The organism is Streptomyces sp. NPDC059255 (assembly GCF_042752355.1).
Taxonomy (GTDB): Bacteria; Actinomycetota; Actinomycetes; order Streptomycetales; family Streptomycetaceae; genus Streptomyces.
Genome location: NZ_JBHYZP010000011.1, coordinates 169,065 through 192,367, shown reverse-complemented (window position 1 = coordinate 192,367; position 23,303 = coordinate 169,065). Strand labels below are relative to the sequence as shown.

The following is a 23,303-nucleotide window of genomic DNA, read 5'->3' as shown; positions in this document are numbered from 1 at the left end:
TGCTTGTTTTTTTAATATCCCACCCCCACCCACTCACCCCCCGACTGCGGCTGACCACCTTGGGTACCCGGTGACGGCCCCCCCTCGCGCGGGGGGGCGCCTTCACCGTTTCCCGAAGCCACGGCCCTATGGCGTTACGGCCCTGTGGTCTGACGCGTGTCCGGCGCGTCAGCGGTCCACCAGCCGGTCGAACTGCGTCGTCGTATGGCGCAGATGCGCCACCAGCTCATCCCCGACCCGCGGCTCCTGCGCGTCCGACGGCACGAACAAGATCGACACCTGCATGTGCGGCGGCTCCGCGAACCAGCGCTGCTTGCCGTCCCAGACGAACGGAGACAGGTTCCGGTTCACCGTCGCCAGCCCCGCCCGGGCAACCCCCTTCGCCCGCGGCATCACCCCGTGCAGCGCCTTCGGAGCCTCCAGCCCCACGCCGTGCGACGTGCCCCCTGCCACGACCACCAGCCAGCCGTCGGACGCGGCCTTCTGCTGCCGGTAACCGAACCGGTCCCCCTTGGCGACCCGCGTCACGTCCAGCACCGAACCCCGGTACTCGGTCGCCTCGTGGTCGCCCAGCCACAGCCGCGTGCCGATCCGCGCGCGGAAACGGGTCTGCGGGAACTGCTGCTGAAGCCGCGCCAGCTCGGACGCCGCGAGGTGACTCACGAACATCGTGTGCAGCGGAAGCCGGGCGGCGCGCAGCCGGTCCATCCACGCGATGACTTCCTCGACCGCGTCGGAACCGTCCGTACGGTCCAGCGGAAGGTGCAGGGCGAAGCCCTCCAGCCGTACGTCCTCTATGGCGGCATGGAGCTGACCCAGCTCCTCCTCCTTCACCCCGTGGCGCTTCATCGAGCTCATGCACTCGATGACCACACGGGCACCCACCAGGGCGTACACGCCGTCGACGGACGACACAGAGCGCACCACCCGGTCCGGCAGCGGCACCGGCTCCTCACCCCGCCGGAAGGGGGTGAGCACCAGCAGATCGCCGCTGAACCAGTCCTTTATGCGGGCGGCCTCGTAAATCGTGCCCACGGCCAGCATGTCGGAGCCGAACCGCGTGGTCTCGTCGGAGAGACGTTCATGACTGAAGCCGTAGCCATTGCCCTTGCAGACCGGGACCAGCCCCGGGAACTGCTCGATGACCGACTTCTGGTGCGCCCGCCAGCGCGCGGTGTCGACGTAGAGGGAGAGCGCCATTGCCGGTCCGGAACCTTTCTCTCGGCTGCGGTGTGTCAGAGTGCTGCGGTGATAAGAATATGAATCGTCGTGCGGGTGGGAGTTCCCTGTCAGAAGGATCCGCCCCGCACCGCCGCCGGAAACCTCCGGCGGCACCTCAACCGGTCGGCCGACCGGTCAGCGGCGCGACATGTACATGTCGAGCGCCTTGTGGAGCAGCTTGTTCAGCGGGAAATCCCATTCCCCGATGTACTCGACGGCCTCCCCGCCCGTACCCACCTTGAACTGAATCAGACCGAAAAGATGATCGGTCTCGTCGAGCGAGTCGGAAATACCGCGCAGGTCGTACACGGTCGCACCCATCGCATACGCGTCCCGCAGCATCCGCCACTGCATCGCGTTCGAAGGCCGCACCTCGCGCTTGTGATTCGCCGAAGCACCGTACGAATACCAGACGTGACCACCGACGATCAGCATCGTCGCCGCCGCCACGTTCTCACCCTCATGGCGCGCGAAATACAGACGCATCCGATTCGGGTCCTCGGTGTTCAGCACACTCCACATGCGCTGGAAGTACGACAACGGCCGCGGCCGGAAATGATCCCGCTCCGCCGTGATCTCGTACAACCGCTGCCACTCGCCGAGATCCTCGTAACTGCCCTGCACCACATCGACGCCGGCCTTCTCGGCCTTTTTGATGTTGCGCCGCCACAGCTGATTGAACCCCTTCAGCACATCGTCCAGCGAACGATTGGCCAAAGGCACCTGGAAGACATAACGCGGCTGGACGTCGCCGAACCCCGCGCCCCCGTCCTCCCCCTGCTGCCACCCCATCTTGCGCAGCCGGTCCGACACCTCGAAAGCACGCGGCTCGATGTGCGACGCCTCGACATCACGCAGGCGCTTCACATCCGGGTCCTGAATACCCGACTTGATCGCCGCGGCATTCCACCGCCGGATCACCACCGGCGGCCCCATCTTCACCGAGAAAGCACCCTGATGCTTCAGATGCGCCAGCATCGGCTGCATCCACTCGTCCAGATTCGGCGCATACCAATTCAGCACCGGACCCTCGGGCAGATACGCCAGATAGCGCTTGATCTTCGGCAACTGCCGGTACAGCACCAGCCCCGCGCCGACCAGTTCACCGTTCTTGTCGAACCAGCCCAGGTTCTCGGAGCGCCACTCCGTCTTCACGTCAGCCCACGCCGGGACCTGGCAGTGACTCGCCGCCGGCAGACTCTGGATATACGCCAGATGCTGCTCACGGCTGATGGTCCTCAGGGTCAGACTCATACGGGGCGCTCCTCGGCAGGTGTGTCCCCATCGATACAGGGGCTCCGGCTCTCGCGCCGAAGCCTACTGCGCCGATGGAGCGCCCCGTCTGGGCGTCGGCCGGAGCCGACCGGGAAAGTGCGGGGGCCAGGCCCGGGCCCGGCCGGTATGGAGAGGTCTACCCGATGACCCCGCCGAACAGACCGCCGTGCGCCATACCGAGGAAGAAGCCGACCGCCGAGGCGCCCAGCCCGATGATCAGCAGGAACCGCTCGCGCGTCGTCACGGAGATGAACTGCCCGTACGCACCCGTCAGGATCCCCACCAGCCCCGCCCACGAACTGATCAGATGCAGCTGGTGGAAGAACGCCGTGACGAAGGCGAGAAGCCCCAGCGCCACCGTCACCACCATCAGAGTGTCCTGAAGCGGATGGGGCTTCCCGTCCGTCGAGAAAAGCGACGTGGAGGGGTTCGGTCGCATTGCCTGTGCCATCTGGCACCTCCTGGCCTTGCCGGAGGCGGCGCATCGTAGCGCCGCGCACACCCGATGTGTACAGATTGCGCCCGCAGGCAGCAGGATTTCAACAGGAAGCCACCGGGCGGGTAGTCTGTACGGTCTGCACCGGTGTCTGCCCAGGCCAGAACACGATCCACTCGTCCGACGAGCCGGATTGTCAGTGGCGGCGGATACCGTTGCTCACGCATCACGACCCTCCTGCCACGGAACGACCGTGGCCGCTGAGTCCAAAGGAGGTGGGTTCCACATGCGTCACTACGAGGTGATGGTCATCCTCGACCCCGATCTCGAGGAGCGCGCTGTCTCCCCGCTGATCGAGAACTTCCTCTCCGTCGTCCGTGAGGGCAACGGAAAGGTCGAGAAGGTCGACACCTGGGGCCGTCGTCGTCTCTCTTACGAGATCAAGAAGAAGCCCGAGGGCATCTACTCGGTCATCGACCTCCAGGCCGAGCCTGCGGTCGTCAAGGAGCTCGACCGACAGATGAACCTGAACGAGTCGGTCCTCCGGACCAAGGTCCTCCGCCCCGAGACCCACTGAGCCACCGGCTCAGCGTCATCGGGACCGAGTAGCAGCAAGCAGCCAGAAGCAATCCCCGCCGAGAGGTTCACCCAATGGCAGGCGAGACCGTCATCACGGTCGTCGGCAATCTCGTCGACGACCCCGAGCTGCGCTTCACCCCGTCCGGTGCGGCGGTCGCGAAGTTCCGCGTCGCGTCCACTCCCCGCACCTTCGACCGGCAGACCAATGAGTGGAAGGACGGCGAGAGCCTGTTCCTCACCTGCTCGGTCTGGCGGCAGGCGGCGGAGAACGTCGCCGAGTCGCTCCAGCGAGGCATGCGCGTCGTCGTGCAGGGCCGGCTGAAGCAGCGGTCCTACGAGGACCGCGAGGGCGTCAAGCGCACGGTCTACGAGCTGGACGTCGAGGAAGTCGGCCCCAGCCTGAAGAACGCCACGGCCAAGGTCACCAAGACCACCGGCCGCGGTGGCCAGGGCGGTTACGGCGGCGGCCAGCAGGGCGGCGGCGGAAACTGGGGCGGCGGCCCCGGTGGCGGCGGCCAGCAGGGCGGCGGCGGTGCTCCCGCCGACGACCCGTGGGCCACCAGCGCGCCGGCCGGCGGCGGTCAGCAGCAGCCGCAGGGCGGCGGGGGCAACGGAGGCGGCTGGGGCGGAAGCTCCGGCGGCGGCTACTCGGACGAGCCGCCCTTCTAAGGGCGGGCTCGCACCCCACTTCTTGATCACACAGGAGAAACACCATGGCGAAGCCGCCTGTGCGCAAGCCTAAGAAGAAGGTCTGCGCATTCTGCAAGGACAAGACCCAGTACGTGGACTACAAGGACACGAACATGCTGCGGAAGTTCATTTCCGACCGCGGCAAGATCCGTGCCCGCCGCGTCACCGGCAACTGCACGCAGCACCAGCGTGACGTCGCCACGGCAGTCAAGAACAGCCGTGAGATGGCGCTGCTGCCCTACACGTCCACCGCGCGATAAGGGAAGGGTGACCGAATCATGAAGATCATCCTCACCCACGAGGTCTCCGGCCTCGGCGCCGCAGGCGACGTCGTCGACGTCAAGGACGGCTACGCCCGCAACTACCTGGTCCCGCGCGGTTTCGCGATCCGCTGGACCAAGGGCGGCGAGAAGGACGTGGCGCAGATCCGCCGCGCCCGCAAGATCCACGAGATCGCCACCATCGAGCAGGCCAACGAGATCAAGGCCCGCCTCGAAGGCGTGAAGGTGCGTCTGGCCGTTCGCTCCGGCGACGCCGGCCGCCTCTTCGGCTCCGTCACCCCGGCCGACCTCGCCTCGGCGATCAAGTCCGCCGGTGGTCCGGAGGTCGACAAGCGTCGCATCGAGCTCGGTTCGCCGATCAAGACCCTGGGCTCGCACCAGGTGTCGGTGCGTCTGCACCCCGAGGTCGCCGCGAAGCTCGGCGTCGAGGTCGTCGCCGCCTAAGCGACGCGCTCGGCAGAGCACGCAGGAAGAGGGCCGTATCCCGTTGGGGATACGGCCCTCTTCTCGTTCTCTCTTATCGTTCTCTTTCTTCCCGTTCCCGCAGCCCAGCCCCGTCTCCCGGCCTCGGCGTCGTGCCAGGTTTGACGCGAAACGGGCACACCGGGTGTTTCACGTGAAACGGGGGTCCGTAACCGGTGTGTCAGCGTGTAGCGCCAGTGACCAGCCACTGGCCGGAACGGGTCCGCAGCCAGAGCGTCAGCATGCGGACCGTCATCATCAGCCCCATCGCCCACCAGAGAGCCGTCAGCCCGCCGCCCAGGACCGGCACGAGCAGAGCCACCGGCGCGAAGACCACCAGCGTCACCAGCATGGCCCCGGCGAGATACGGGCCGTCCCCCGCGCCCATCAGCACGCCGTCCAGCACGAACACGATCCCTGCCAGCGGCTGCGTCACCGCCACCACCAGCAGAGCGGGCACCAGCGTCTCCCGCACTGCCGGGTCCCCGGTGAACAACGGAGTGAACAACGGGCGCGTGACCACGATCAGCACACCGAGCACCACACCCGACACGACGCCCCACCACACCATGCGTCGGCACACCTCCCGGGCGCCCGTGGTGTCCCCCGCCCCGAGACAGCGGCCGATGATGGCCTGTCCCGCGATGGCGATCGCGTCGAGTGCGAAAGCCATCAGGCTCCACAGCGACAGAAGAATCTGATGTGCCGCGATGTCCGCGTCCCCGAGCCGCGCGGCGACCGCCGTGGCGATCATCAGAACCGCCCGCAGCGAGAGCGTACGGACCAGCAGCGGCGCGCCCGACTCTGCACTGGCCCGTATCCCCGCCGCGTCGGGGCGCAGCGATGCGCCGTGCCGACGCGCTCCCCGTACGACGACGACCAGATAGACGGCGGCCATGGCGCACTGGGCGATCACCGTGCCCCAGGCGGAACCGGCGATGCCGAGGCCGGCGCCGTAGACGAGCGCGACATTCAGCGCCGCGTTGGCGCCGAACCCGCCGATGGCGACGTACAGCGGCGTACGGGTGTCCTGGAGCCCGCGCAGCACGCCGGTGGCGGCCAGGACCACCAGCATGGCGGGGATGCCGAGGCTGGAGATCCGCAGATAGGTGACGGCGTACGGAGTGGCGGTGTCCGAGGCGCCGAAGAGACCGATGAGCCAGGGCGCGGTGGGCAGGGCGACCGCGACGACGACGGCGCCGAGCAGCAGGGCCAGCCAGATGCCGTCCATGCCCTGGCGGATGGCGGCCGGGAGATCGCCGGAACCGACCCGCCGGGCGACGGCCGCGGTGGTGGCGTAGGCGAGGAAGACGAAGACGGACACGGCGGTCGTCAGCAGGGCTGCCGCGATGCCCAGTCCGGCGAGTTGCGGGGTGCCGAGATGGCCGACGACTGCGCTGTCGAACATCACGAAGAGCGGCTCCGCCACGAGGGCTCCGAAGGCTGGAACGGCGAGTGCGACGATCTCGCGATCGTGCTGTCGCCGCACCGTCCTGGATGCCGAGGGGGCCTCTGTCATGCGCTCAACCTAATCTTCCACAGGTAAGTGATGCAAGCAGTTATTGATCCTTACTTCTTCCTCTGGTGAAGGATCGGTTGCGCGGTGGTTCCGATGATCTTGGCCCAGTCGGGAAAGTTTTTCTCCCCCACAGTCGGTGGATGGAAAAAGGCCAGGTCAGTAGCAGTGTGAGGCGGCCGGTATGACTTTGTCCACAGCGCTGTCCCCCGGTCCGTGCACAGGTTCACGCAGGTTCTCCACAGCATCTGGTCTTTCGTCCACACGGCCTGTGGATAACAAGATTGGCTGACGTCGCAGACGGGCCTACCGTGGACCGGCGTCCGACGCGCCGGAACCGGAGTCAGGCCTCTCGTTTTGTCAGTGTCGTGCCGTACAAAGAGTGGCACGGCGAGGTCCGCTGGGCGGACATGAGGAGGTGGCCGGTGAGCATTCCCGAGCCGTTGGACGACCCCTGGACCGATACCGGTCCCAGCGACCGTCTGCCTGTCTCCCGGCAGCGCCGTGGGGAGGGCCGAGGTCGCGAGGAGCAGCACGACCGGGGCAGCGAGAGCGGTTCCTGGGACGGCGGTTCCGGGTTCGAGCGGGTGCCTCCGCAGGATCTCGACGCGGAGCAGTCGGTGCTCGGCGGCATGCTCCTGTCCAAGGACGCGATCGCCGATGTCGTGGAGATCATCAAGGGCCATGACTTCTACCGCCCGGCGCACGAGATGGTTTTCCAGGCGATTCTCGACCTCTACGCCAAGGGGGAGCCCGCCGACCCCATCACGGTGGCGGCGGAGCTGGTCAAGCGCGGTGAGATCGGCAAGGTCGGCGGGGCCTCGTATCTGCACACCCTCGTCCAGTCGGTACCCACGGCGGCGAACGCGTCGTACTACGCGGAGATCGTGCACGAGCGGGCGGTCCTGCGCCGGCTCGTCGAGGCGGGTACGAAGATCACACAGATGGGGTATGCGGCCGACGGGGACGTCGATGAGATCGTCAACTCCGCGCAGGCCGAGATCTACGCCGTCACGGAGCAGCGGACGAGCGAGGACTACCTGCCGCTGGGCGACATCATGGAGGGCGCGCTCGACGAGATCGAGGCGATCGGTTCGCGCAGCGGTGAGATGACCGGTGTGCCGACCGGCTTCACGGACTTCGACTCCCTCACGAACGGTCTCCACCCCGGCCAGATGATCGTCATCGCGGCCCGTCCGGCCATGGGCAAGTCCACGCTGGCGCTGGACTTCGCGCGGGCGGCGTCCATCAAGAACAATCTGCCGAGCGTGATCTTCTCCCTGGAGATGGGGCGGAACGAGATCGCGATGCGTCTGCTGTCGGCGGAGGCGCGGGTGGCGCTGCACCACATGAGGTCGGGCACGATGACGGACGAGGACTGGACGCGCCTGGCCCGCCGGATGCCGGACGTCTCGCAGGCGCCGCTCTACATCGACGACTCGCCGAACCTGTCGATGATGGAAATCCGGGCCAAGTGCCGTCGCCTCAAGCAGCGCAACGACATCCGGCTGGTGGTCATCGACTACCTCCAGCTCATGCAGTCGGGCGGTTCCAAGCGCGCCGAGAGCCGGCAGCAGGAGGTCTCGGACATGTCGCGAAACCTGAAGCTGCTGGCCAAGGAGCTGGAGCTGCCGGTGATCGCGCTGTCGCAGCTCAACCGTGGTCCCGAGCAGCGTACGGACAAGAAGCCGATGGTCTCCGACCTGCGTGAGTCGGGCTCGATCGAGCAGGACGCGGACATGGTGATCCTGCTGCACCGTGAGGACGCGTACGAGAAGGAGTCGCCGCGCGCGGGCGAGGCGGACCTCATCGTGGCGAAGCACCGTAACGGTCCGACGGCGACGATCACGGTGGCGTTCCAGGGACACTACTCGCGCTTCGTGGACATGGCGCAGACCTGAGCCGGGGCTTGGCTCCCGCGATTTCGCGTGGGCTCCGCGTCGACAGGTCGACAGGGCGCGGGCGTCGCTATGCCGTTTCGCCGGCGCTGGCGCCGGCGACCATGTGGACGAGGGTGTCGATGAGCTCGTCGGCGGTGGCGTGCAACGAGCCTGCCTCCAAATGGCCGCTGAGCTCCATGTCCGTGATGCCGTGGGTGCTGGTGAGCAGCAGGGCGCCGTAGTGCCGTGCGTTCCGCTCCCCCACGAGGGCGGCGACGACGGCCAGGAACTCGCCCTGGAAGCGTCCTGCCGCGCGGATGCGGTCCGCGGTCGGGTCGTCCGCCGGTCCGCATAGCTGACGCCGGACGGGATCGAGCCCTTCACCGAGTTCTTCGGGGCGGTGTCCGGGACGCCTGAACAGCATCTGGTACAGGTGCGGCTGGTCCCGGCCGATGCCGATGAGGGTGTGGAGAGCGCCGCGCAGCGTGTCCGAGGCCGACAGGGACGGGTCGGCCCTCAGGGCGTGGACCTGGTCGCCGATCCGTTGCCAGCTCTCGGTCGCGACGGTGGTCAGCAGGCTGTCCTTGCCCGTGAAGTGCCGGTACGGCGCTCCCCGGCTCACGCCTGCCCGCGCACCCACCTCGCGCAGGGTGACCGCCTCGGGGCCGCCGAGGTCGAGGAGTTCGGCGGCCGCGTCGAGCAGGGCGCGGCGGGTGACGGCGGCGGACTCCGCACGGGTGACCATGACGTCCATCCTACAGTTGACGGTGTCATCCGAACTGGTACCGTAATTGAGGTGACAATGTCATCTCAAACCCAGAAGCTGGTCGTCGTAACCGGAGCCTCCACGGGCATGGGTGCGTCAGCCGCCCGCGAACTGGCTCGCCGGGGATTCCACGTCCTGGCCGGCGTGCGGCGCGACCGTGACGCCGACGCCATCCGGTCGACCGGCATCGAACCGGTCGTCCTCGACATCACCGACCCCGAGCACGTGGAGGCACTCGCCGCGCGGGTGGCTGGCGACCCGCGGGCGCTGCACGCGCTCGTCAACAACGCCGGAGTCCAGGTGAACGCCCCGGTCGAGGCCCTGCCGATGGCGCAGTGGCGGCGGGTGTTCGAGGTCAATCTGTTCGGCCACATCGCCGTCACCCAGGCGCTCCTGCCTGCCTTGCTGCGCAGCAGGGGCCGTGTGATCAACATCAGCTCGGTCGGGGGCAAGGTCGCCATGGCCACGTACGGCGCGTACGCCGGTGCGAAGTTCGCCCTGGAGGCGGTCAGCGACTCCCTCCGCCGGGAGGTCGCGCCGCTGGGCGTACAGGTCGTCGTGGTCGAGCCCGGCGGCGTCCGCACGGAGATGGCCACCCGCGGGATCGCGACGGCGAACGACCTGGCCGCCCGGATGATGCCGGAACACGACGAGCGCTACGGCAGCCTGGTCCGGGCGAACAACAGGTTCATGGCCTCGGGCACCGCGTCGGGTCTGACCGCCGACGCCGCCGCCCGGGTCATCGCGAAGACCGTGACGACCCGCAGACCGCGCACCCGCTACACCGTCGGCCGGGACGCCGCCCTGGTCACCCGCCTGGTCCGGATGGTGTCCGACCGCACGCTCGACCGCATCCTCGCCGCCAACCTGCGCCGCCACTACCCGAAGGGAGCCACCGCCGTCCCCACTCGGAGCCGTCGGGTGGGACACGCCCGGTGCTAGAGCGAGGCGGAACGGGATCAACGAGCCGCCGGAGCAACTGTTCCTTGCCGGGGGAGGATGACCGCATGGCGTCGCGACTGGAGTTCGGTGAGAGCGTGTGGGCGGAGCTGGGGCGGCCGGTGGGCGCGCGTCGGCTGGAGAGCAGTCCGCGTTCGCGGGTGTGGCGGGTCGGGCTGGCCGGGGGATCCGCGGTGGTCAAGCAGGTGGTGGAGGGGCCGGACGCGGACGAGCGGTACGCCCGTGAGGTGACGGCATTGAGGCTGGCGGCGCGGGTCGATCCGCCGGTGGTCCCCGCGGTGCTGGGGGCGGATCCCGGGGAGCGGGTACTGGTTCTGGAGGATCTGGAGCATCTGCGCCCGCCGCGTGACTGGGTGGTGGCGTACGCGGGCGGGCTGGCGCGGTTGCATGCGGCCACCGGTCCGGGGGACGCGGGGGTACTGCCTCGATGGGCCGGGCCGACGCGGGGCGATGTGGCGTCGTTTCTGGCGCTGGCGGAGTCGCTCTCCGTCCCCGTGGCGCAAGAGGTGCCCGGTGAGCTGGACGCCTTGGTGGCGCGGCTCGGCAGTCTGCCCGGGGGCGCGTTGCTGCACGGGGATCCGTGTCCCGGCAATGACCTGCACACCGCCGAGGGTGTTCGGTTCATCGACTTCGAGCAGGCGTCCCTGGGCAGTGGTCTGGTGGAACTGGCGTATCTGCGAATCGGGTTTCCCACCTGCTGGTGCGCGACCGAGGCGTCCGCGCCGCTGTTGGAGCGGGCGGAGGCGGAGTATCGCTCGGTGTGGCGCGCGGAGACGGGGCGCGAGCCGGAGGGCGATGTGGTGGACGCGTGTGTGGGCTGGTTGCTGCGGGGGGACGCGCTGGTGGAGCGGGCGTTCCGGGGGACTGCCGACCATCTGGCGCGTGTTCCGGACGAGGACTGGACGTGGGGCACCGCGACCGCGCGGCAGCGGCTGGTGCACCGGCTGGGCGTGGTCGGACGGGTGGCTTCGGGCCGGCCCGGGCTGGGGACGGTGAGCCGTCTCTCTCTGGATCTGCGCGCGCGTATGCGCGAACTGTGGCCAGGGGTGCGGCCGTTGCCGTCGCGGCGCCCGGCGGGCTGACCGGTTCGGCGGGGGCGCTGGGGGGCGGTCGGGTCAGGCCGCTCGTTCGGCCGCGTTGCGCTCCACGCAGAATTCGTTGCCCTCGGGATCCGCGAGGGTCACCCAGCCCCCGCCGTCGGGGCGGCGGCGGTCGGCCACGAGGGTGGCGCCCAGGGCGAGGATGCGTTCCACCTCTTCGTTACGGGTGCGTTCCTGGGGCTGGAGGTCGAAGTGGACCCGGTTCTTGGCGATCTTTTCGTCGGGAACGGCGATGAACAGCAGGGTGACGCCTCGCGCTTCGAGGAGCGCTTCCGAGTCCCCGGGCAGGTCGTCGTCGGCGAGGGAGGCACCGAGGACCTTGCCCCAGAAGGTGCCGAGGGCGTAGGTGTCGCTGCAGTCGATCGATATGTGATGCACGAGAGAAGTCATGCGGGTCACAGTGGCGATGGCCGGCGGTGCTTGTCCAGCAGTTTTTGAGGCGGCGCCCGGTTCCTGGCGGCGTGGGGTGGCGGGGGTTTCGGCGCACCGCGAAATGTGGTCGACGCGGTGGTGCGGCGCGGGTAGATGTGGTTCATGACCACACCCTGGGAAGAGTTGTTGCCCGGTACACGACGGGCCTTGCTGCATCGTGTCGCTGTCGCGCAGGCGGAGGCGCGGGTGCCTTCGGTGGTTGCGGCGGTGGCGCGGGATGGGCGGATGGTGTGGTCGGGGGGGCGGGGCTCCGTGGACGGGCAGGAGCCGGATGCCGGTACGCAGTACCGGATCGGGTCGATCACGAAGACATTCACGGCTGTGCTGGTGCTGCGGTTGCGCGACGAGGGGCTGATCGGTCTCTCGGACCCGCTGGAGAAGCACCTTCCGGGCACGGGGGTGGGCGAGGTCACCGTCGCGCAGCTTCTGGACCACAGTGCGGGGCTCGCCGCGGAGAGTCCGGCTCCGTGGTGGGAGCGGACGCCTGGTGAGCTGCGCCCGGGGCTCGCGGATGTGCTGGGTGAGCGGCCGGTGGTGCACCCCGCCGGGCGGCGGCACCACTACTCCAATCCGGGGTTCACGCTGCTGGGTTCGCTGGTCGAGGCGGTACGTGGCATGCCCTGGGCGGAGGCCCTGCGGCGTGAGGTTCTTGAGCCGCTGTCCATGGACCGTACGACGCCGCAGCCGGTCGCGCCGGCTGCCGGCGGCTGGGCCGTGCATCCGTGGGCCGACGTGATGCTGCCGGAACGGGTCGAGTCTCTCGGGCTGATGGCGCCCGCGGGTCAGCTGTGGTCGACCGCTGCCGACCTCTGCCGGTTCGCGGGTTTTCTCGTGGCGGGCGATGAGAAGGTCCTGAGTGCGGCATCCGTGGCGGAGCTGCGCACGCCGTCGGTGGCACCGGAGACGGGTCAGTGGGACGGCGGCTACGGCCTCGGGACGCAGCTGATGCGGCACGGCGACCGGACGCTGGTGGGGCATACGGGGTCACTGCCAGGATTTGTCGCCGGCCTGTGGGCGAGCGTGGCGGACGGGGTGGCGGCGGTGGTGCTGGCCAATGCCACGTCGGGGCTGGCGTCCGGTTCGGTGGCGGCGGAGCTGATCGGGATCGTGGCGGACGCGGAGCCACGGATCCCTGCACCGTGGAAGCCGCTGCCCGAGGTGGACCAGGAGCTGCTGGCGCTCACCGGGCCGTGGTACTGGGGTACGCAGGCGGTCGGGCTGAAGCTGACGGCGGACGGCGGGCTGGAGCTGCGCCCGTTGCGCGGCGGCGGGCGGGGTTCGAGCTTTGTCCCGGCGGGCGACGGCGGCTGGACCGGGCTCGACGGCTACTACGCGGGGGAGACCTTGCGGGTGGTGCGGCGACCTGACGGATCGGTGAGCCATCTCGACCTCGGCTCGTTCGTCTTCACCCGGGGGCCGTACGAGCCGGGTGACGCGGTTCCCGGTGGGGTGGACGCGGGGGGCTGGCGCGGGCTCGGCGGGTAGTGCCGATGGTGATGTTTCACGTGAAACCGGACGCTCCGGCCACGGGGCGGTAGAGTGCGACCGGGCCCGAAGCCGCAAGCGCGAATTGCGACTTCGGGCTTTGTCGTTGAGGTGGGTCAGGTGCGGAACGCCTGGAGTTTCGCGCCTCCGTTCCATGCCTCCAGCAGACCCCGGTGGACGGCGGTCATGTCGTGGCGTCCGGCGAGCAGCAGTGCGTCACGAGTGAAGGGGCAGGTGGCGACGAGCAGGGCGATGTCGGCTTTGTGGTCGAGCTTGGCCATGCCGATGAACCGCTGTACGTCGCCGCTGGTGATGGTCGCCGCGGGGGTGCGTGTTCTGCACTGGACGACCACGCGGCGTCCGTCGGGGGTGTAGGCGACGATGTCGGCTCCGGTGTCGCCGTGGCCGCCGGTCAGAATGACCGGATCGCATCCGTCGCGGCGGCAGAGCCACGCGATGTGTTGCTCGAACTGGCTGCTGTTCATGGCGTCGAGTGCGTCCATGGAACCGGCTGCCCCGCTCTCGCGCAGGATGCGTTTGAGGCGGGTCACCTCGTCCTCCAGGGCTTCGATCCGGGCGCGCTGGTCGCCGTCGTTCCGGATGGCTGTGTTGAGCGCCGGGACGACCGCCGTGCCGATGGTGGTGCGGACGATGTCCTCGGCGATGCGCACCGCGTCCGCGTCGGCGGGCACGGCGGGGTGCCGGGCGAGGGCGTCGGTGATGCGGGTGTCGATCCACTCCTTCAGCCTGTGGATTAAGTTATCCACAGGCTCTACGGAGTGGCTCCGCTCGCTGTCGAGCAGGTACGTACGCACCTGACGTGCGACGATGCTGTCGCGGAGCAGCATCGCGATGTTCAGGACGGCGCGTCGGGAGAAGATCCCGAGGGAGCGGCTGCGGGACTTGATTCCACAGACTTGCTTGAAGTAAGTCAGTTCCTCGCCGCTGAGAACGCGGTATCCGTTGGCGTCGAGTTCGCTCCGGTGGTCGTGGATGACGGCCCAGATCGCGTTCTCACTGACCTCGAAGTAGGCGGCGACGTTCTTGGTCGTGGCATGCAGGCCGTCCGGTGACAGGGCCAGTTCTTTGACTCTGTCGAGGACTTCGTCGCGTTCCGCGACGCTTGCGCGCAGAGAGCTGGACTCCAGCAGAGCCATCTCATCGAGCATGTGATCCGTCTCCTCCCGGCCGTGCGGCCCGTGGGAGGGGCGGGATCCAGATGGGCATATGTCCCGCCCCCTTGCCGGGGGCAACGAGCCGGATCGGATAAGGATGCGGTTTTCAGATACTCAGTTTGAATCCGACATGGGAGGCGTTGAAGCCGAGTCGCTCGTAGAAGCGGTGCGCGTCGGTGCGGGTGGCGTCGGAGGTCAGTTGGACCAGTTGGCAGCCTTCTCGGCGCGATACGTCGATCGCCCATTCGATGAACCGGGTGCCGAGGCCGCTGCCGCGTTCGTCGGAGTGGACCCGTACCGCTTCGATGAGGGAGCGGGTGGCGCCGCGGCGGGAGAGCCCGGGGATGATGGTGAGCTGGAGGGTTCCGACCACGCGGTGGCCGCGTACGGCAACGACGAGGTGCTGGTTCGGGTCGGCGGCCAGCCGGGCGAAGGCCGCGGTGTAGGGAGTCAGGTCGTCGGGCGACTCGCGCTGTGCGCCGAGCGCGTCGTCCGCCAGCAGGGCCACGATGGCGGGGATGTCGTCGGGGACCGCGGTCCGTATCTCCAGGTCGTTCATGGCCGGCAGCGTACGCCGCCGGGGTGTCGCCGGGGTGAGCGGTCAGCCCGTGGCCAGGGTCAGTGGTGCGAAGCGGCGGGCCCGGTCGCCGGGCAGGTCGGGGAGGCCGTACGTCATGAGCGTGGTGCGGTTGGCGGGTTCCAGACCGTGTTCTTTCAGCCAGTTGAGCAGCCCTTCGTCGCGTACGTCGACGGAAGTGCGCAGCGGCCGGTCCGGGCCGGGGGCGAGGGCGGAGATCAGGGCCTTCGCGGTGTCGGTGTCCCGGGCGACGAGGGGGCCGATGACATCGGCCGCCGGGGTGGGCCAGGCCGCCGCGTATCCGGTGATCGCGGAGGCTTCCTCGGCGACTGCGAAGCGGTCGGCGAAGGCGGGGAGCCGCGCGAGAAGGTGGGTGCGGTCCGCTCCGAAGACCTCGTTGTCGAGGCGGACGACGGCGGGCAGGTCGGCGGCGGTCGCGGGCCGCGTCGCCGGGAGCGGTGTACCGGGGCCCGAGGGCCGGAAGCGGCCGAGGACGGTCTCGACGGTGCTGATGCCGGTGAAGCCGAGCCGTTCGTAGAGCGGTCTGCCGTGGGGCGTGGCGTAGAGGACGAGCGGTGTGCTGCCGGCCTCGCGCAGGACATGGGTCATCAGGCGTTGTCCGAGCCCCTGACGGGCGTACCGGCCGGCGACGAGGAGCATGCCGACGGCGGCGAGTTCACGGCCGTAGGAGGTGACGACGCAGACCGCGGCCAGGCCCTTGCCGTCCGGGTCGTCGATGCCGTGGCCGGTGCCCGCCGACAGGAGCAGGCCCCATCGGTGCTCTTCGCGTGCCCAGTCACGGTCTTCGGCGAGGTCCGCGCAGGCCGTGAGATCTCTCATGGTCAGGCGCCGGATGGGCAGTGCGGAGTGCGGTGTCGGCATGGAGATCAGGCTGTCGGAGCCGGTGATCGTTCGTCCACCGTTTTACGGGAAGTGGCCAGGACTCGGAAGCGTCGGCCGCGGCGGGTGAGCCCCCAGGGCTTGAGGACGGAGATGGCCGTCATGAAGAGGTACGCGGTGGAGGAGACGACGGGGGCCGCGACGAGGCTGAGGTCGGGCTGTCCGTCGGCCGCGGCCTGGTGGATGTTCGGCCGCAGGGCGAAGACGGTCGCCGAGAGTGTGACGAGAGTAAGCCAGAACTTGATCCGGACCCAGTGATGGCGCGCCAGGCCCCAGGGGGTGCCGAGGGAGAGCAGTACGCCGCTGAGGAAGGCGAGCAGGGCCAGGGGAACGATCAACCAGTCGGCGATGATCTGCATGGCGCGGTAGGCGGCCTGCGTGGTGGCGGGGTCTTCCGTGGTGTAGGCGGCGATGCCGAGGGCCAGCAGACCGAGGGCGAGTCCCAGCCAGCTCACGGAGGCGATGACGTGGAGGGTGAGGAGGGTCCGGCGTGCGGGCCGCTTGAGTTGTTTCACGTGAAACACGGTGCCTGGCGGGTGGACCGCGGGCGTCTGCCCACGGGAGTAACCGCGCGTACTAGCCTCGGCGTACATGGCGAGTATGACGAGCACGGCGAGCGGACCCAGGCTTCATCTCTTCGACCTCGATGGCACCCTCATCCGTGGTTCGGCCGCCGCGGTGGAGATCTCCCGGCAGTTGGGGGTGGGCCGCGAGATCGCTGAGCTGGAGCGGGACTTCGTCTCTCGGGGACTGCCGCCGGACGAGTTCGCCGTACGGGCCCGGGAGTTGTGGGCCGAGCTGACGGTGGAGCAGGTGGCGGCGGCTTTCGAGGGTGCTCCCTGGCTGTCGGGAATCCGTGAGGTGTGGGACGACATCCGGAAGAGAGGTGATTACTGTGCTGTTATCTCCCTCTCGCCTGATTTCTTTGTTTCGCGGCTGCTGGAGTGGGGTGCGCACGCCACGCATGGTTCGCGGTGGCCGGGTCTGCCTTTCACCGAGCCGGTGGACCGGGCGGGCATTCTCAATCCCGCCGCGAAAGTGAAGATCGCGAACCGGCTGTGTGCAGAGTTCGGGGTGGGGCTGGACCGCTGTGTTGCCTATGGTGATTCGATGTCCGATGCGGAGATCTTCACGGTGGTGCCCTGTGCCGTGGCCGTGAATGCCGATCACCACCTGTCGGGGCTCGCCACGTACACGTACTCGGGAGACGATCTGCGAGAGGTCTATGAACTGGTGAGCCTCCAGCAGTAATACTCTGATCCGGAGGTGCCGTGGAAACGCGGCGGGGATCCGGCGATTGAGTGCGGGAGCGATGCACCCTAACGGTAAATCCAGTGTGGATGCCCGAACTTCACGCTCTTTGTCCGCTGTGGCGGCATGGCCTGCCATGCTGCGACGACGGGCGTTGCGCGCTGTCCCGTATTCCCGCGCTTCCTGTCCCCGCGGGGGCTGAGGCGGGGGTCGGGGCGGGCTGTCGGCAGCCCGAGTCAGAACGGGGAATTGCCTGCGTATTCCGGACCAGCGGATGTGCGCAGACCGACCGAAAGATGTTCGAGGCGAGGCACACGATGGACGCTCCGACCACCACGTCGGCTGACAACGGCACTCCCGGGGACGACGGCGGCTCCGGGGAGCGCGCGAGCGGCGGTTGGTTCTCCCCTCGCCGGGCGCCGAGCGGCGAGGGCCGGCCGGACCCGACGGCATCGGGCGGTGCCGGAGAGGCGGCGGGCCGGGACCGAATACCCGCCCAGGGCCGTACCTTCGCCTCGCTGCGCCCGGTGGGCTCCGGCGGCACCCGGACGGCGCCGCCGTGGCGCGACGGCCCGGCCGCCCCGGGCCAGGGGCCTGGTGCGGAGCAGCCGTCGCCCGCGCAGCCGCTTCCCGCGGACGAGAGCGTTCCCGACGCGTTCCGGCTGCGGCCCAAGAGCACGCGCGCGGGGGAGGGTCCCGCGGCCCATCCGCAGCTCTCCGAGGGACCGGGGACGACAGCCGGGGGGATCGGCGGGCCCGTTTCCGCGGCCGCCGCGGAGGCGGCGGTACGCTCGGCCGCCGCGCGCCCCGGCCCCGTACCGCCGTATGCCGACGACGCCGTACGGCACCATCCCGTGCAGCCGGAGTACGAGCGCCCCCCGGGCGGCGAGAGCGCCCCTGCGGCGCCCGAACCGGCTGACGCCGAGCGGGCCGCGGAGCCATCCGGTGGCGAGCAGCGTGTGCAGGATGCCTCTCCGGGCGCCTCTCCGCCGCCGCAGATGCCCGTGTCGGCGGCGCTGCCGCCCGAGGCGCCGGCCGCCGCCCCGGCGGCCCCGGCGGGGCAGCCGTCGGTCGTGCCGCCCGCTCCCGCGGTGCCCGACCCGAACGCCTCGCCGGACGCGATCCTCGTCCGCCGGACGCTGGCCGAGGTCGCCCCGGTGGCCGACCAGCTCACTTCGTACTTCTACTCCCTGCTCTTCGTACGCCATCCCGATCTGCGCGGGCTGTTCCCGGTGGCGATGGACGCGCAGCGCGACCGGCTGCTCAGGGCGCTGCTCACGGCCGCCGAGCACATGGACTCGCCGGCGGTTCTCACGGACTATCTTCGGCAGCTCGGCCGCGGGCACCGCAAGTACGGCACCCAGTCGGCGCACTACCCCGCGGTCGGTGAGGCCCTCATGGGCGCGCTGGCGCGTTACGCCTCGGCCAGCTGGGACGAGGAAACCGAGGGGGCCTGGGTCCGGACGTACACGACCATCTCCCAGATCATGATCGACGCGGCGGCCGAGAACGAGCAGCACGCTCCGGCGTGGTGGCAGGCCGAGGTCGTCGCGCACGAGTCGCGGACCTCGGACATCGCCGTGGTGACGGTCCGTCCGGACCAGCCGTACCCCTTCCTCGCCGGGCAGTACACGAGTCTGGAGACGCCGTGGTGGCCGCGGGTCTGGCGGCACTACTCCTTCGCGTCGGCGCCCCGCCCGGACGGTCTGCTGTCGTTCCATGTCAAGGCGGTGCCGGCGGGCTGGGTGTCCAACGCGCTGGTCCATCACGCGAAGCCCGGGGACGTGCTGCGGCTGGGGCCGCCGGCCGGCTCGATGACCGTCGACCACAGCACGGACAACGGTCTGCTCTGTCTGGGCGGCGGGACCGGTATCGCACCGATCAAGGCGCTCATCGAGGATGTCGCCGAACGCGGGCAGCGGCGTCCGGTGGAGGTGTTCTACGGTGCGCGCAGTGATCACGACCTGTACGACATCGAGACGATGCTGGAGCTGGAGAGCGCGCACCCGTGGCTGTCGGTGCGCCCGGTGGTCGCGGAGGGGCCCACGGCGGGGCTGACGGGGCGGCTTCCCGAGGCGGTGCGCGACCACGGTCCGTGGCACGAGTTCGACGCGTATCTGTCGGGGCCGCCGGGGATGATCCGCAGCAGTCTGGACGCGCTGCGGGGCGCCGGGATCCCTTCGGACCGGATCCGCCACGACTCTCTCGAGGAACTGGTCGCGGCGGCCACGTAGCACCCGGCCACGCCCGGTCACGGAATGTCCGTTCCCGGCTCCCCGGCCGGCTCGTGTCGGCCGGGGACCGCCGGTCAGCCCAGGTCGGGGGCGTGCATCGCGCGCACACCCTCGATATTGCCGTCCAGGTAGTGGCGCAGGGAGAGCGGTACGAGATGGACGGCGGCGATGCCGACCCGGCTGAACGGCACCCGGACGATCTCGTACTCCCCGAGCGGCTCGTCGATCTCGGGGCCGTGCCGCAGGGAAGGGTCCATCGAGTCGAGCCGGCAGACGAAGAAGTGCTGCACCTTCACGCCGGTGACGCCGCCGTCGGCGATGTGCTCCACGGTGTCCACGAAGCACGGCACCACATCGATGATCTTGGCGCCGAGTTCCTCGTCCACCTCGCGGTGGAGGGCGTCGACGACGGTGGCGTCCGTTCTCTCGACCCCGCCGCCGGGTGTGAGCCAGTACGGATCCACCCCTGGCTTGGTCCGTTTGATCAGGATCAGGTCGTCGCCGTCCAGCAGGATGGCGCGTGCGGTGCGCTTGACCACGGGCCGTTCGGTCATGGGAAGAGGTTCGCCCGTCCCACCACTTCTGAAACTCCCGGCGCCGCTCCGGCTCGCTGCTCACCACTCCACGGCGGCCCGCAGCAGCCACTCGTGCGCCCGCGCGACCGGCGGCAGGGCGAGCGTGCCGGTGCGCACGGCCAGGAAGTACGTGCGCAGCGGGGGGACGGGCGGGTCGAGCAGGGCGATGACCTCGCCGCGCTCCAGGGCCGCCTCGCAGAGGTAACGGGGCAGGACGGCGAGCCCGGCGCCCGCCGCCGTGCACTCCAGCACGGCCCGTAGGTCAGGGGCGATCACGGTGCCCGCCGCCGCGGGCCGGGTCTCGAACACGGTGGCCCAGTAGCGGGAGACGAACGGCAGGGACTCGTGTACCTCGACGACCGGAAGCTGTTCGAGCACCACGATCCGCTCGCGCAGCACCTCGTGGCCGAGGCGGGCCGCCCAGCGGGGAGCCGCGATCAGGACGTGCTCCTCGTCGCAGAGCGGAGTCGAGGTGAGCAGCCCGCCGCGCGGCCGGGCGGTGGTGATGGCCAGATCATGATGTCCGGCGGCCAGCCCTTCCAGGGTTTCCTCGGAGTTTCCGAAGAATGAGGTGCGCAGTGCGAGGCCCTGGGCGGTGAGCGCGCTGAGCGCGGGCAGGGCACGCAGGGAGGTGAATTCGGGCGGGCCGGCGAGATGGAGCGTGCGTACGCCGGACTCCTCGTCGAGTCCGGTCTCGGCGATCTCGACCAGGGCGTCGAGATGGGGTGCGGCGCGGTGGGCGAGTTCGTCGCCGATGGTCGTGGGGGTGACGCCGCGGGCCTGGCGGAGGAAGAGGGGGCGTCCGAGCTGCCGTTCCAGGGTCCTGATCTGGCCGGTCACGGCGGGTTGGGAGAGGCCGAGCAGGGCCGCGGCGCGAGTGAAGGAACCGGCGCGGTGCACGGTGACGAAGGTGCGCAGAAGAGCCAGGTCCATGTCCCGCTCTCCCGTCTCGAACCGCGCCTGCGCCCTGTCCGGACAGGGCCTCGCCCCCGTGGCGACCCTGCGTCGCCAACTATAAATAAGTCGATAGGCCGCTGTCGCTACTGTGATTGGACACTGACGCAGAGTCAACTAGCCTTGGTTAAATGGTTCTCCGCGCGTGGAACCTGGGACGGTCCGAGCCATGAGGGGGGAGGCTCGGACCGTCTCTTTCGTATACGGCCCCGTACGGCGACAGTGGACGGCGGGCCGCCGTCGGCCCCGCCTCGTGCGATCGGCGTCCGCCGTGTCCGGTCAGTGCCCCGTTGTCCGGCCCACCGTGTCGAGGGCGTTCAGGACGTCCGCGAGCAGGTCCTCGGGATCCTCCGCGCCGACGGAGAAGCGGATGAAGCCGTCCGGCACGGCGTCGCCGCCCCAGCGTCCGCGCCGCTCGGCGGTGGACCGTACGCCGCCGAAGCTCGTCGCCTCCTCCACGAACCGCAGCTCGCCGAGGAATCGTTCCGCCTTGTCCTGGTCGGGCAGGACGAAGGAGACCACGGAGCCGAAGCGGCGCATCTGGCGCGCGGCGACGGCGTGCGAGGGGTCGCCGGGCAGCCCGGGGTGGCGCACGCCGCTGACGTCGTCGCGCTCCGCCAGTGCGCGGGCGATGACCAGCGCGTTGGCACACTGGCGCTCGATACGGAGCTGGAGGGTGGCGAGCGAGCGGTGGGCGAGCCATGCCTCCATCGGCCCGGGGATCGCCCCGACGACCTTGCGCCAGCGCCGCACCCCCGCGGCGAGTTCCGGGTCGCCGCTGGTCACATGGCCGAGGAGGATGTCGCCGTGGCCGGTCATGCCCTTGGTGTCGCTGGCCACGGAGAAGTCCGCGCCGAGCTCCAGGGGGCGCTGGCCGAGCGGGGTGGCCAGGGTGTTGTCGACGGCGACGAGGGTGCCGCCGGCGTGCGCCTCGCGCACGAGCCGGCGGATGTCGCAGACGTCGAGACCGGGGTTGGACGGCGTCTCGATCCACAGGAGGCGCGCCCCCGCCAGGACCCGGAGCTGGGCGTCGCCGCCGGTCGGCGCGGTCCGCACCTCCACGCCGTACGCCTCCAGCCGTTCACGCAGCAGCGGAAGGGCCTGGTACCCGTCGTCCGGCAGGACGATCGCGTCGCCGGCCCGGAGCTGGGAGAAGGCCACCGCGGAGATCGCGGCCATGCCGGAGGCGAAGGCGACGGTCTCGACGGACCCGCCGGGCGCCTCCAGCTCGCTGATGGCCTGTTCGAGATGGGTCCAGGTCGGGTTCTCGTCCCGGCCGTAGGTGTACGGGCCGGTCGGATCGCCCGGCAGGTGGAAGTGGGCGGCGAAGACCGGCCCGGGGAGGGTCGGTTCGTGCTTCACCGGCTCGGGCAGCCCCGCCCGTACGGCTCTCGTGCCGTCGCCGATGTCCGAAGAGTGGTTCATGGCCGGCCTCAGTCGCTGTCGTCGGGGAGCGCGACGTTCAGTGCCCAGGACACCACGGAGATGACCAGACCGCCGAGCACGGCCGTCCAGAAGCCCTCGACATGGAAGCTCAGGCTCAGCTTCTCCGCGAGCCACGAGGTCAGCAGCAGCATCAGGGCATTGATCACCAGGGTGAACAACCCGAGGGTGAGGATGAACAGCGGCAGCGTCAGCAGCTTCAGCACCGGCTTGACGAGGAAGTTGACCAGCCCGAAGAGCAGCGCCACCAGGATCAGCGTCAGGGCCTTCCGGCCGGTGCTCTCGCCGGTCAGGGTTATGTTCTGGATCAGCCAGATCGCCACCGCCAGGGCCGCGGCGTTGGCGATCGTCTTGACTAGGAAATTCTTCATGGTCTGATCGTGGCATGAAGGCATTTCGACTGGATGAGCTGGAGGCGGAGCGTGCCGCCAACGACGGCGCGTATCTGCAGTTTGTACGAGAACGCAACATGTCCGTGGGCCTGTACGCGCTGGACGCCGGCGCGACCGACCCGCAGCAGCCGCACCGGCAGGACGAGGTGTACTTCGTCGTCAGCGGACGGGCCTCGATCACGGTAGGGGCGGAGACCACGCAGGTCAGCCGTGGCAGCGTGGTCTACGTACCGGCCGGGGCCGCGCACAAGTTCCACCACATCACGGAGGATCTGCGGGTGATGGTGGTGTTCTCGCCGCCCGAGGGATGACCCTCAGATGTGTCTCAGGGTCGGATCAGGGGAGAGCGGGGGCTGTGAGGTCACCGCGGGTACTGCCGCGGCTCTAGCATCGAAGACGTACAGCGGATACATCACGACTCGGTGAAGCGAGGTAGGGACGATGGCGGTTCGGGAGATATTCACGGGCATGCCCTGGTGGGTCAAGTGGATCGCGGTGCCCGCGATCGCCATCGTGGTCTTCGGCGGGCTGATCATCAGCCTGCTCGCGTTCGTGATCGGCCTGCTGTTCAAGGTGCTGATATTCGTCGCCCTGGTCGGCGGACTGATCTACGTCGTACGGAAGTTCACGGCGTCGTCCTCGTCGCGCGGTGACTGGTAGGGCTGTCAGTCCATAGGGCTGTTAGCCCGCCCGAGGGAAAGGTGAAGGGGAAACCAACC

At 69.4% G+C, this 23,303-nt stretch carries 25 protein-coding genes and 1 pseudogene; 12 read left to right on the top strand and 14 right to left on the bottom strand.

Annotated features, from left to right (window positions below; all coding sequences use genetic code 11):
* Window positions 1-168 precede the first annotated feature (168 nt).
* From ACFXKG_RS16455 to ACFXKG_RS16445, 3 genes are all read right to left on the bottom strand, one after another.
* Complete coding sequence (locus ACFXKG_RS16455; protein WP_365807516.1) at window positions 169-1,200, bottom strand: alanine racemase; 1,032 nt, start codon at window positions 1,198-1,200, stop codon at window positions 169-171.
* Between the two features lie 156 nt (window positions 1,201-1,356).
* The gene (locus ACFXKG_RS16450; RefSeq protein WP_365807514.1) at window positions 1,357-2,475 is read right to left on the bottom strand and encodes a peptidoglycan bridge formation glycyltransferase FemA/FemB family protein; all 1,119 of its coding nucleotides are present in this window, start codon (window positions 2,473-2,475) and stop codon (window positions 1,357-1,359) included.
* A gap of 157 nt (window positions 2,476-2,632) precedes the next feature.
* Window positions 2,633-2,947, bottom strand: a complete 315-nt coding sequence (locus ACFXKG_RS16445) for a hypothetical protein (protein ID WP_365807513.1) — start codon at window positions 2,945-2,947, stop codon at window positions 2,633-2,635.
* A 271-nt stretch (window positions 2,948-3,218) separates the two neighbouring features.
* Between ACFXKG_RS16445 and rpsF the strand changes: the two genes are divergently transcribed.
* The 4 genes from rpsF to rplI all read left to right on the top strand — a co-directional run bounded on the left by rpsF (window position 3,219) and on the right by rplI (window position 4,926).
* On the top strand, window positions 3,219-3,509 hold the full coding sequence (rpsF, locus tag ACFXKG_RS16440; protein WP_006604399.1) for a 30S ribosomal protein S6: 291 nt from the start codon (window positions 3,219-3,221) through the stop codon (window positions 3,507-3,509).
* A 74-nt stretch (window positions 3,510-3,583) separates the two neighbouring features.
* On the top strand, window positions 3,584-4,180 hold the full coding sequence (locus tag ACFXKG_RS16435) for a single-stranded DNA-binding protein (RefSeq protein WP_384838459.1): 597 nt from the start codon (window positions 3,584-3,586) through the stop codon (window positions 4,178-4,180).
* 44 nt (window positions 4,181-4,224) lie between these two features.
* A complete protein-coding gene (gene rpsR / locus ACFXKG_RS16430; protein ID WP_003967857.1) occupies window positions 4,225-4,461 on the top strand; it encodes a 30S ribosomal protein S18 in 237 nt (78 codons plus the stop codon).
* 18 nt (window positions 4,462-4,479) lie between these two features.
* The gene (gene rplI, locus ACFXKG_RS16425; RefSeq protein ID WP_365807510.1) at window positions 4,480-4,926 is read left to right on the top strand and encodes a 50S ribosomal protein L9; all 447 of its coding nucleotides are present in this window, start codon (window positions 4,480-4,482) and stop codon (window positions 4,924-4,926) included.
* A gap of 199 nt (window positions 4,927-5,125) precedes the next feature.
* Here rplI and ACFXKG_RS16420 read toward each other — a convergent pair whose 3' ends face one another.
* Window positions 5,126-6,463: an MATE family efflux transporter gene (locus ACFXKG_RS16420; RefSeq protein WP_384838456.1), complete on the bottom strand. Its 1,338-nt coding sequence runs from the start codon at window positions 6,461-6,463 to the stop codon at window positions 5,126-5,128.
* Window positions 6,464-6,903: 440 nt separating this feature from the next.
* On the opposite strand from ACFXKG_RS16420, the gene dnaB reads away from it, so the two are divergent.
* Window positions 6,904-8,361 (top strand): replicative DNA helicase, encoded by a 1,458-nt coding sequence (gene dnaB / locus ACFXKG_RS16415; protein ID WP_384838497.1) that lies wholly within the window; start codon window positions 6,904-6,906, stop codon window positions 8,359-8,361.
* A gap of 67 nt (window positions 8,362-8,428) precedes the next feature.
* On the opposite strand, the gene ACFXKG_RS16410 is transcribed toward dnaB, so the two are convergent.
* The gene (locus ACFXKG_RS16410) at window positions 8,429-9,085 is read right to left on the bottom strand and encodes a TetR/AcrR family transcriptional regulator (protein WP_384838454.1); all 657 of its coding nucleotides are present in this window, start codon (window positions 9,083-9,085) and stop codon (window positions 8,429-8,431) included.
* 108 nt (window positions 9,086-9,193) lie between these two features.
* Here ACFXKG_RS16410 and ACFXKG_RS16405 point away from each other — a divergent pair, with 108 nt between their 5' ends.
* On the top strand, window positions 9,194-10,048 hold the full coding sequence (locus ACFXKG_RS16405; RefSeq protein ID WP_384838451.1) for an SDR family NAD(P)-dependent oxidoreductase: 855 nt from the start codon (window positions 9,194-9,196) through the stop codon (window positions 10,046-10,048).
* Window positions 10,049-10,113: 65 nt separating this feature from the next.
* Window positions 10,114-11,148 carry a phosphotransferase family protein gene (locus ACFXKG_RS16400; RefSeq protein ID WP_384838448.1) on the top strand — a complete coding sequence of 345 codons (1,035 nt, stop codon included), beginning with the start codon at window positions 10,114-10,116 and terminating at the stop codon, window positions 11,146-11,148.
* A 36-nt stretch (window positions 11,149-11,184) separates the two neighbouring features.
* Here ACFXKG_RS16400 and ACFXKG_RS16395 read toward each other — a convergent pair.
* A pseudogene (locus tag ACFXKG_RS16395) lies at window positions 11,185-11,556 on the bottom strand (VOC family protein); the annotation flags it as partial.
* Between the two features lie 144 nt (window positions 11,557-11,700).
* On the opposite strand from ACFXKG_RS16395, the gene ACFXKG_RS16390 reads away from it, so the two are divergent.
* Window positions 11,701-13,083, top strand: coding sequence for a serine hydrolase domain-containing protein (locus ACFXKG_RS16390; RefSeq protein WP_384838445.1), 1,383 nt, complete (start codon window positions 11,701-11,703; stop codon window positions 13,081-13,083).
* Between the two features lie 116 nt (window positions 13,084-13,199).
* Here the strand turns inward: ACFXKG_RS16390 and ACFXKG_RS16385 are convergent, their stop codons facing one another.
* The 4 genes from ACFXKG_RS16385 to ACFXKG_RS16370 all read right to left on the bottom strand — a co-directional run bounded on the left by ACFXKG_RS16385 (window position 13,200) and on the right by ACFXKG_RS16370 (window position 16,250).
* On the bottom strand, window positions 13,200-14,252 hold the full coding sequence (locus ACFXKG_RS16385; RefSeq protein WP_384838442.1) for a restriction endonuclease: 1,053 nt from the start codon (window positions 14,250-14,252) through the stop codon (window positions 13,200-13,202).
* Window positions 14,253-14,364: 112 nt separating this feature from the next.
* Complete coding sequence (locus ACFXKG_RS16380) at window positions 14,365-14,817, bottom strand: GNAT family N-acetyltransferase (RefSeq protein ID WP_384838439.1); 453 nt, start codon at window positions 14,815-14,817, stop codon at window positions 14,365-14,367.
* Between the two features lie 42 nt (window positions 14,818-14,859).
* Entirely contained in the window at window positions 14,860-15,717 is an 858-nt protein-coding gene (locus ACFXKG_RS16375) for a GNAT family N-acetyltransferase (protein WP_384838436.1), read from the bottom strand.
* Between the two features lie 5 nt (window positions 15,718-15,722).
* Window positions 15,723-16,250, bottom strand: coding sequence for a DUF2269 family protein (locus ACFXKG_RS16370; protein ID WP_384838434.1), 528 nt, complete (start codon window positions 16,248-16,250; stop codon window positions 15,723-15,725).
* 85 nt (window positions 16,251-16,335) lie between these two features.
* On the opposite strand from ACFXKG_RS16370, the gene ACFXKG_RS16365 reads away from it, so the two are divergent.
* Window positions 16,336-16,986 (top strand): HAD family hydrolase, encoded by a 651-nt coding sequence (locus tag ACFXKG_RS16365; protein ID WP_384838431.1) that lies wholly within the window; start codon window positions 16,336-16,338, stop codon window positions 16,984-16,986.
* A 317-nt stretch (window positions 16,987-17,303) separates the two neighbouring features.
* Window positions 17,304-19,220 (top strand): globin domain-containing protein, encoded by a 1,917-nt coding sequence (locus ACFXKG_RS16360; protein WP_384838428.1) that lies wholly within the window; start codon window positions 17,304-17,306, stop codon window positions 19,218-19,220.
* A gap of 74 nt (window positions 19,221-19,294) precedes the next feature.
* Here the strand turns inward: ACFXKG_RS16360 and ACFXKG_RS16355 are convergent, their stop codons facing one another.
* The 4 genes from ACFXKG_RS16355 to ACFXKG_RS16340 form a co-directional block, all read right to left on the bottom strand.
* On the bottom strand, window positions 19,295-19,774 hold the full coding sequence (locus tag ACFXKG_RS16355) for an NUDIX hydrolase (RefSeq protein ID WP_365807478.1): 480 nt from the start codon (window positions 19,772-19,774) through the stop codon (window positions 19,295-19,297).
* 60 nt (window positions 19,775-19,834) lie between these two features.
* The gene (locus tag ACFXKG_RS16350) at window positions 19,835-20,728 is read right to left on the bottom strand and encodes a LysR family transcriptional regulator (RefSeq protein ID WP_384838424.1); all 894 of its coding nucleotides are present in this window, start codon (window positions 20,726-20,728) and stop codon (window positions 19,835-19,837) included.
* A gap of 300 nt (window positions 20,729-21,028) precedes the next feature.
* Window positions 21,029-22,174 carry a cystathionine gamma-lyase gene (locus ACFXKG_RS16345; RefSeq protein WP_384838421.1) on the bottom strand — a complete coding sequence of 382 codons (1,146 nt, stop codon included), beginning with the start codon at window positions 22,172-22,174 and terminating at the stop codon, window positions 21,029-21,031.
* A gap of 8 nt (window positions 22,175-22,182) precedes the next feature.
* On the bottom strand, window positions 22,183-22,563 hold the full coding sequence (locus tag ACFXKG_RS16340) for a phage holin family protein (protein WP_365807472.1): 381 nt from the start codon (window positions 22,561-22,563) through the stop codon (window positions 22,183-22,185).
* Window positions 22,564-22,577: 14 nt separating this feature from the next.
* On the opposite strand from ACFXKG_RS16340, the gene ACFXKG_RS16335 reads away from it, so the two are divergent.
* Window positions 22,578-22,895: a cupin domain-containing protein gene (locus ACFXKG_RS16335; RefSeq protein WP_382895259.1), complete on the top strand. Its 318-nt coding sequence runs from the start codon at window positions 22,578-22,580 to the stop codon at window positions 22,893-22,895.
* Between the two features lie 130 nt (window positions 22,896-23,025).
* On the top strand, window positions 23,026-23,244 hold the full coding sequence (locus ACFXKG_RS16330) for a DUF5326 family protein (RefSeq protein ID WP_384838416.1): 219 nt from the start codon (window positions 23,026-23,028) through the stop codon (window positions 23,242-23,244).
* Window positions 23,245-23,303: the final 59 nt, after the last annotated feature.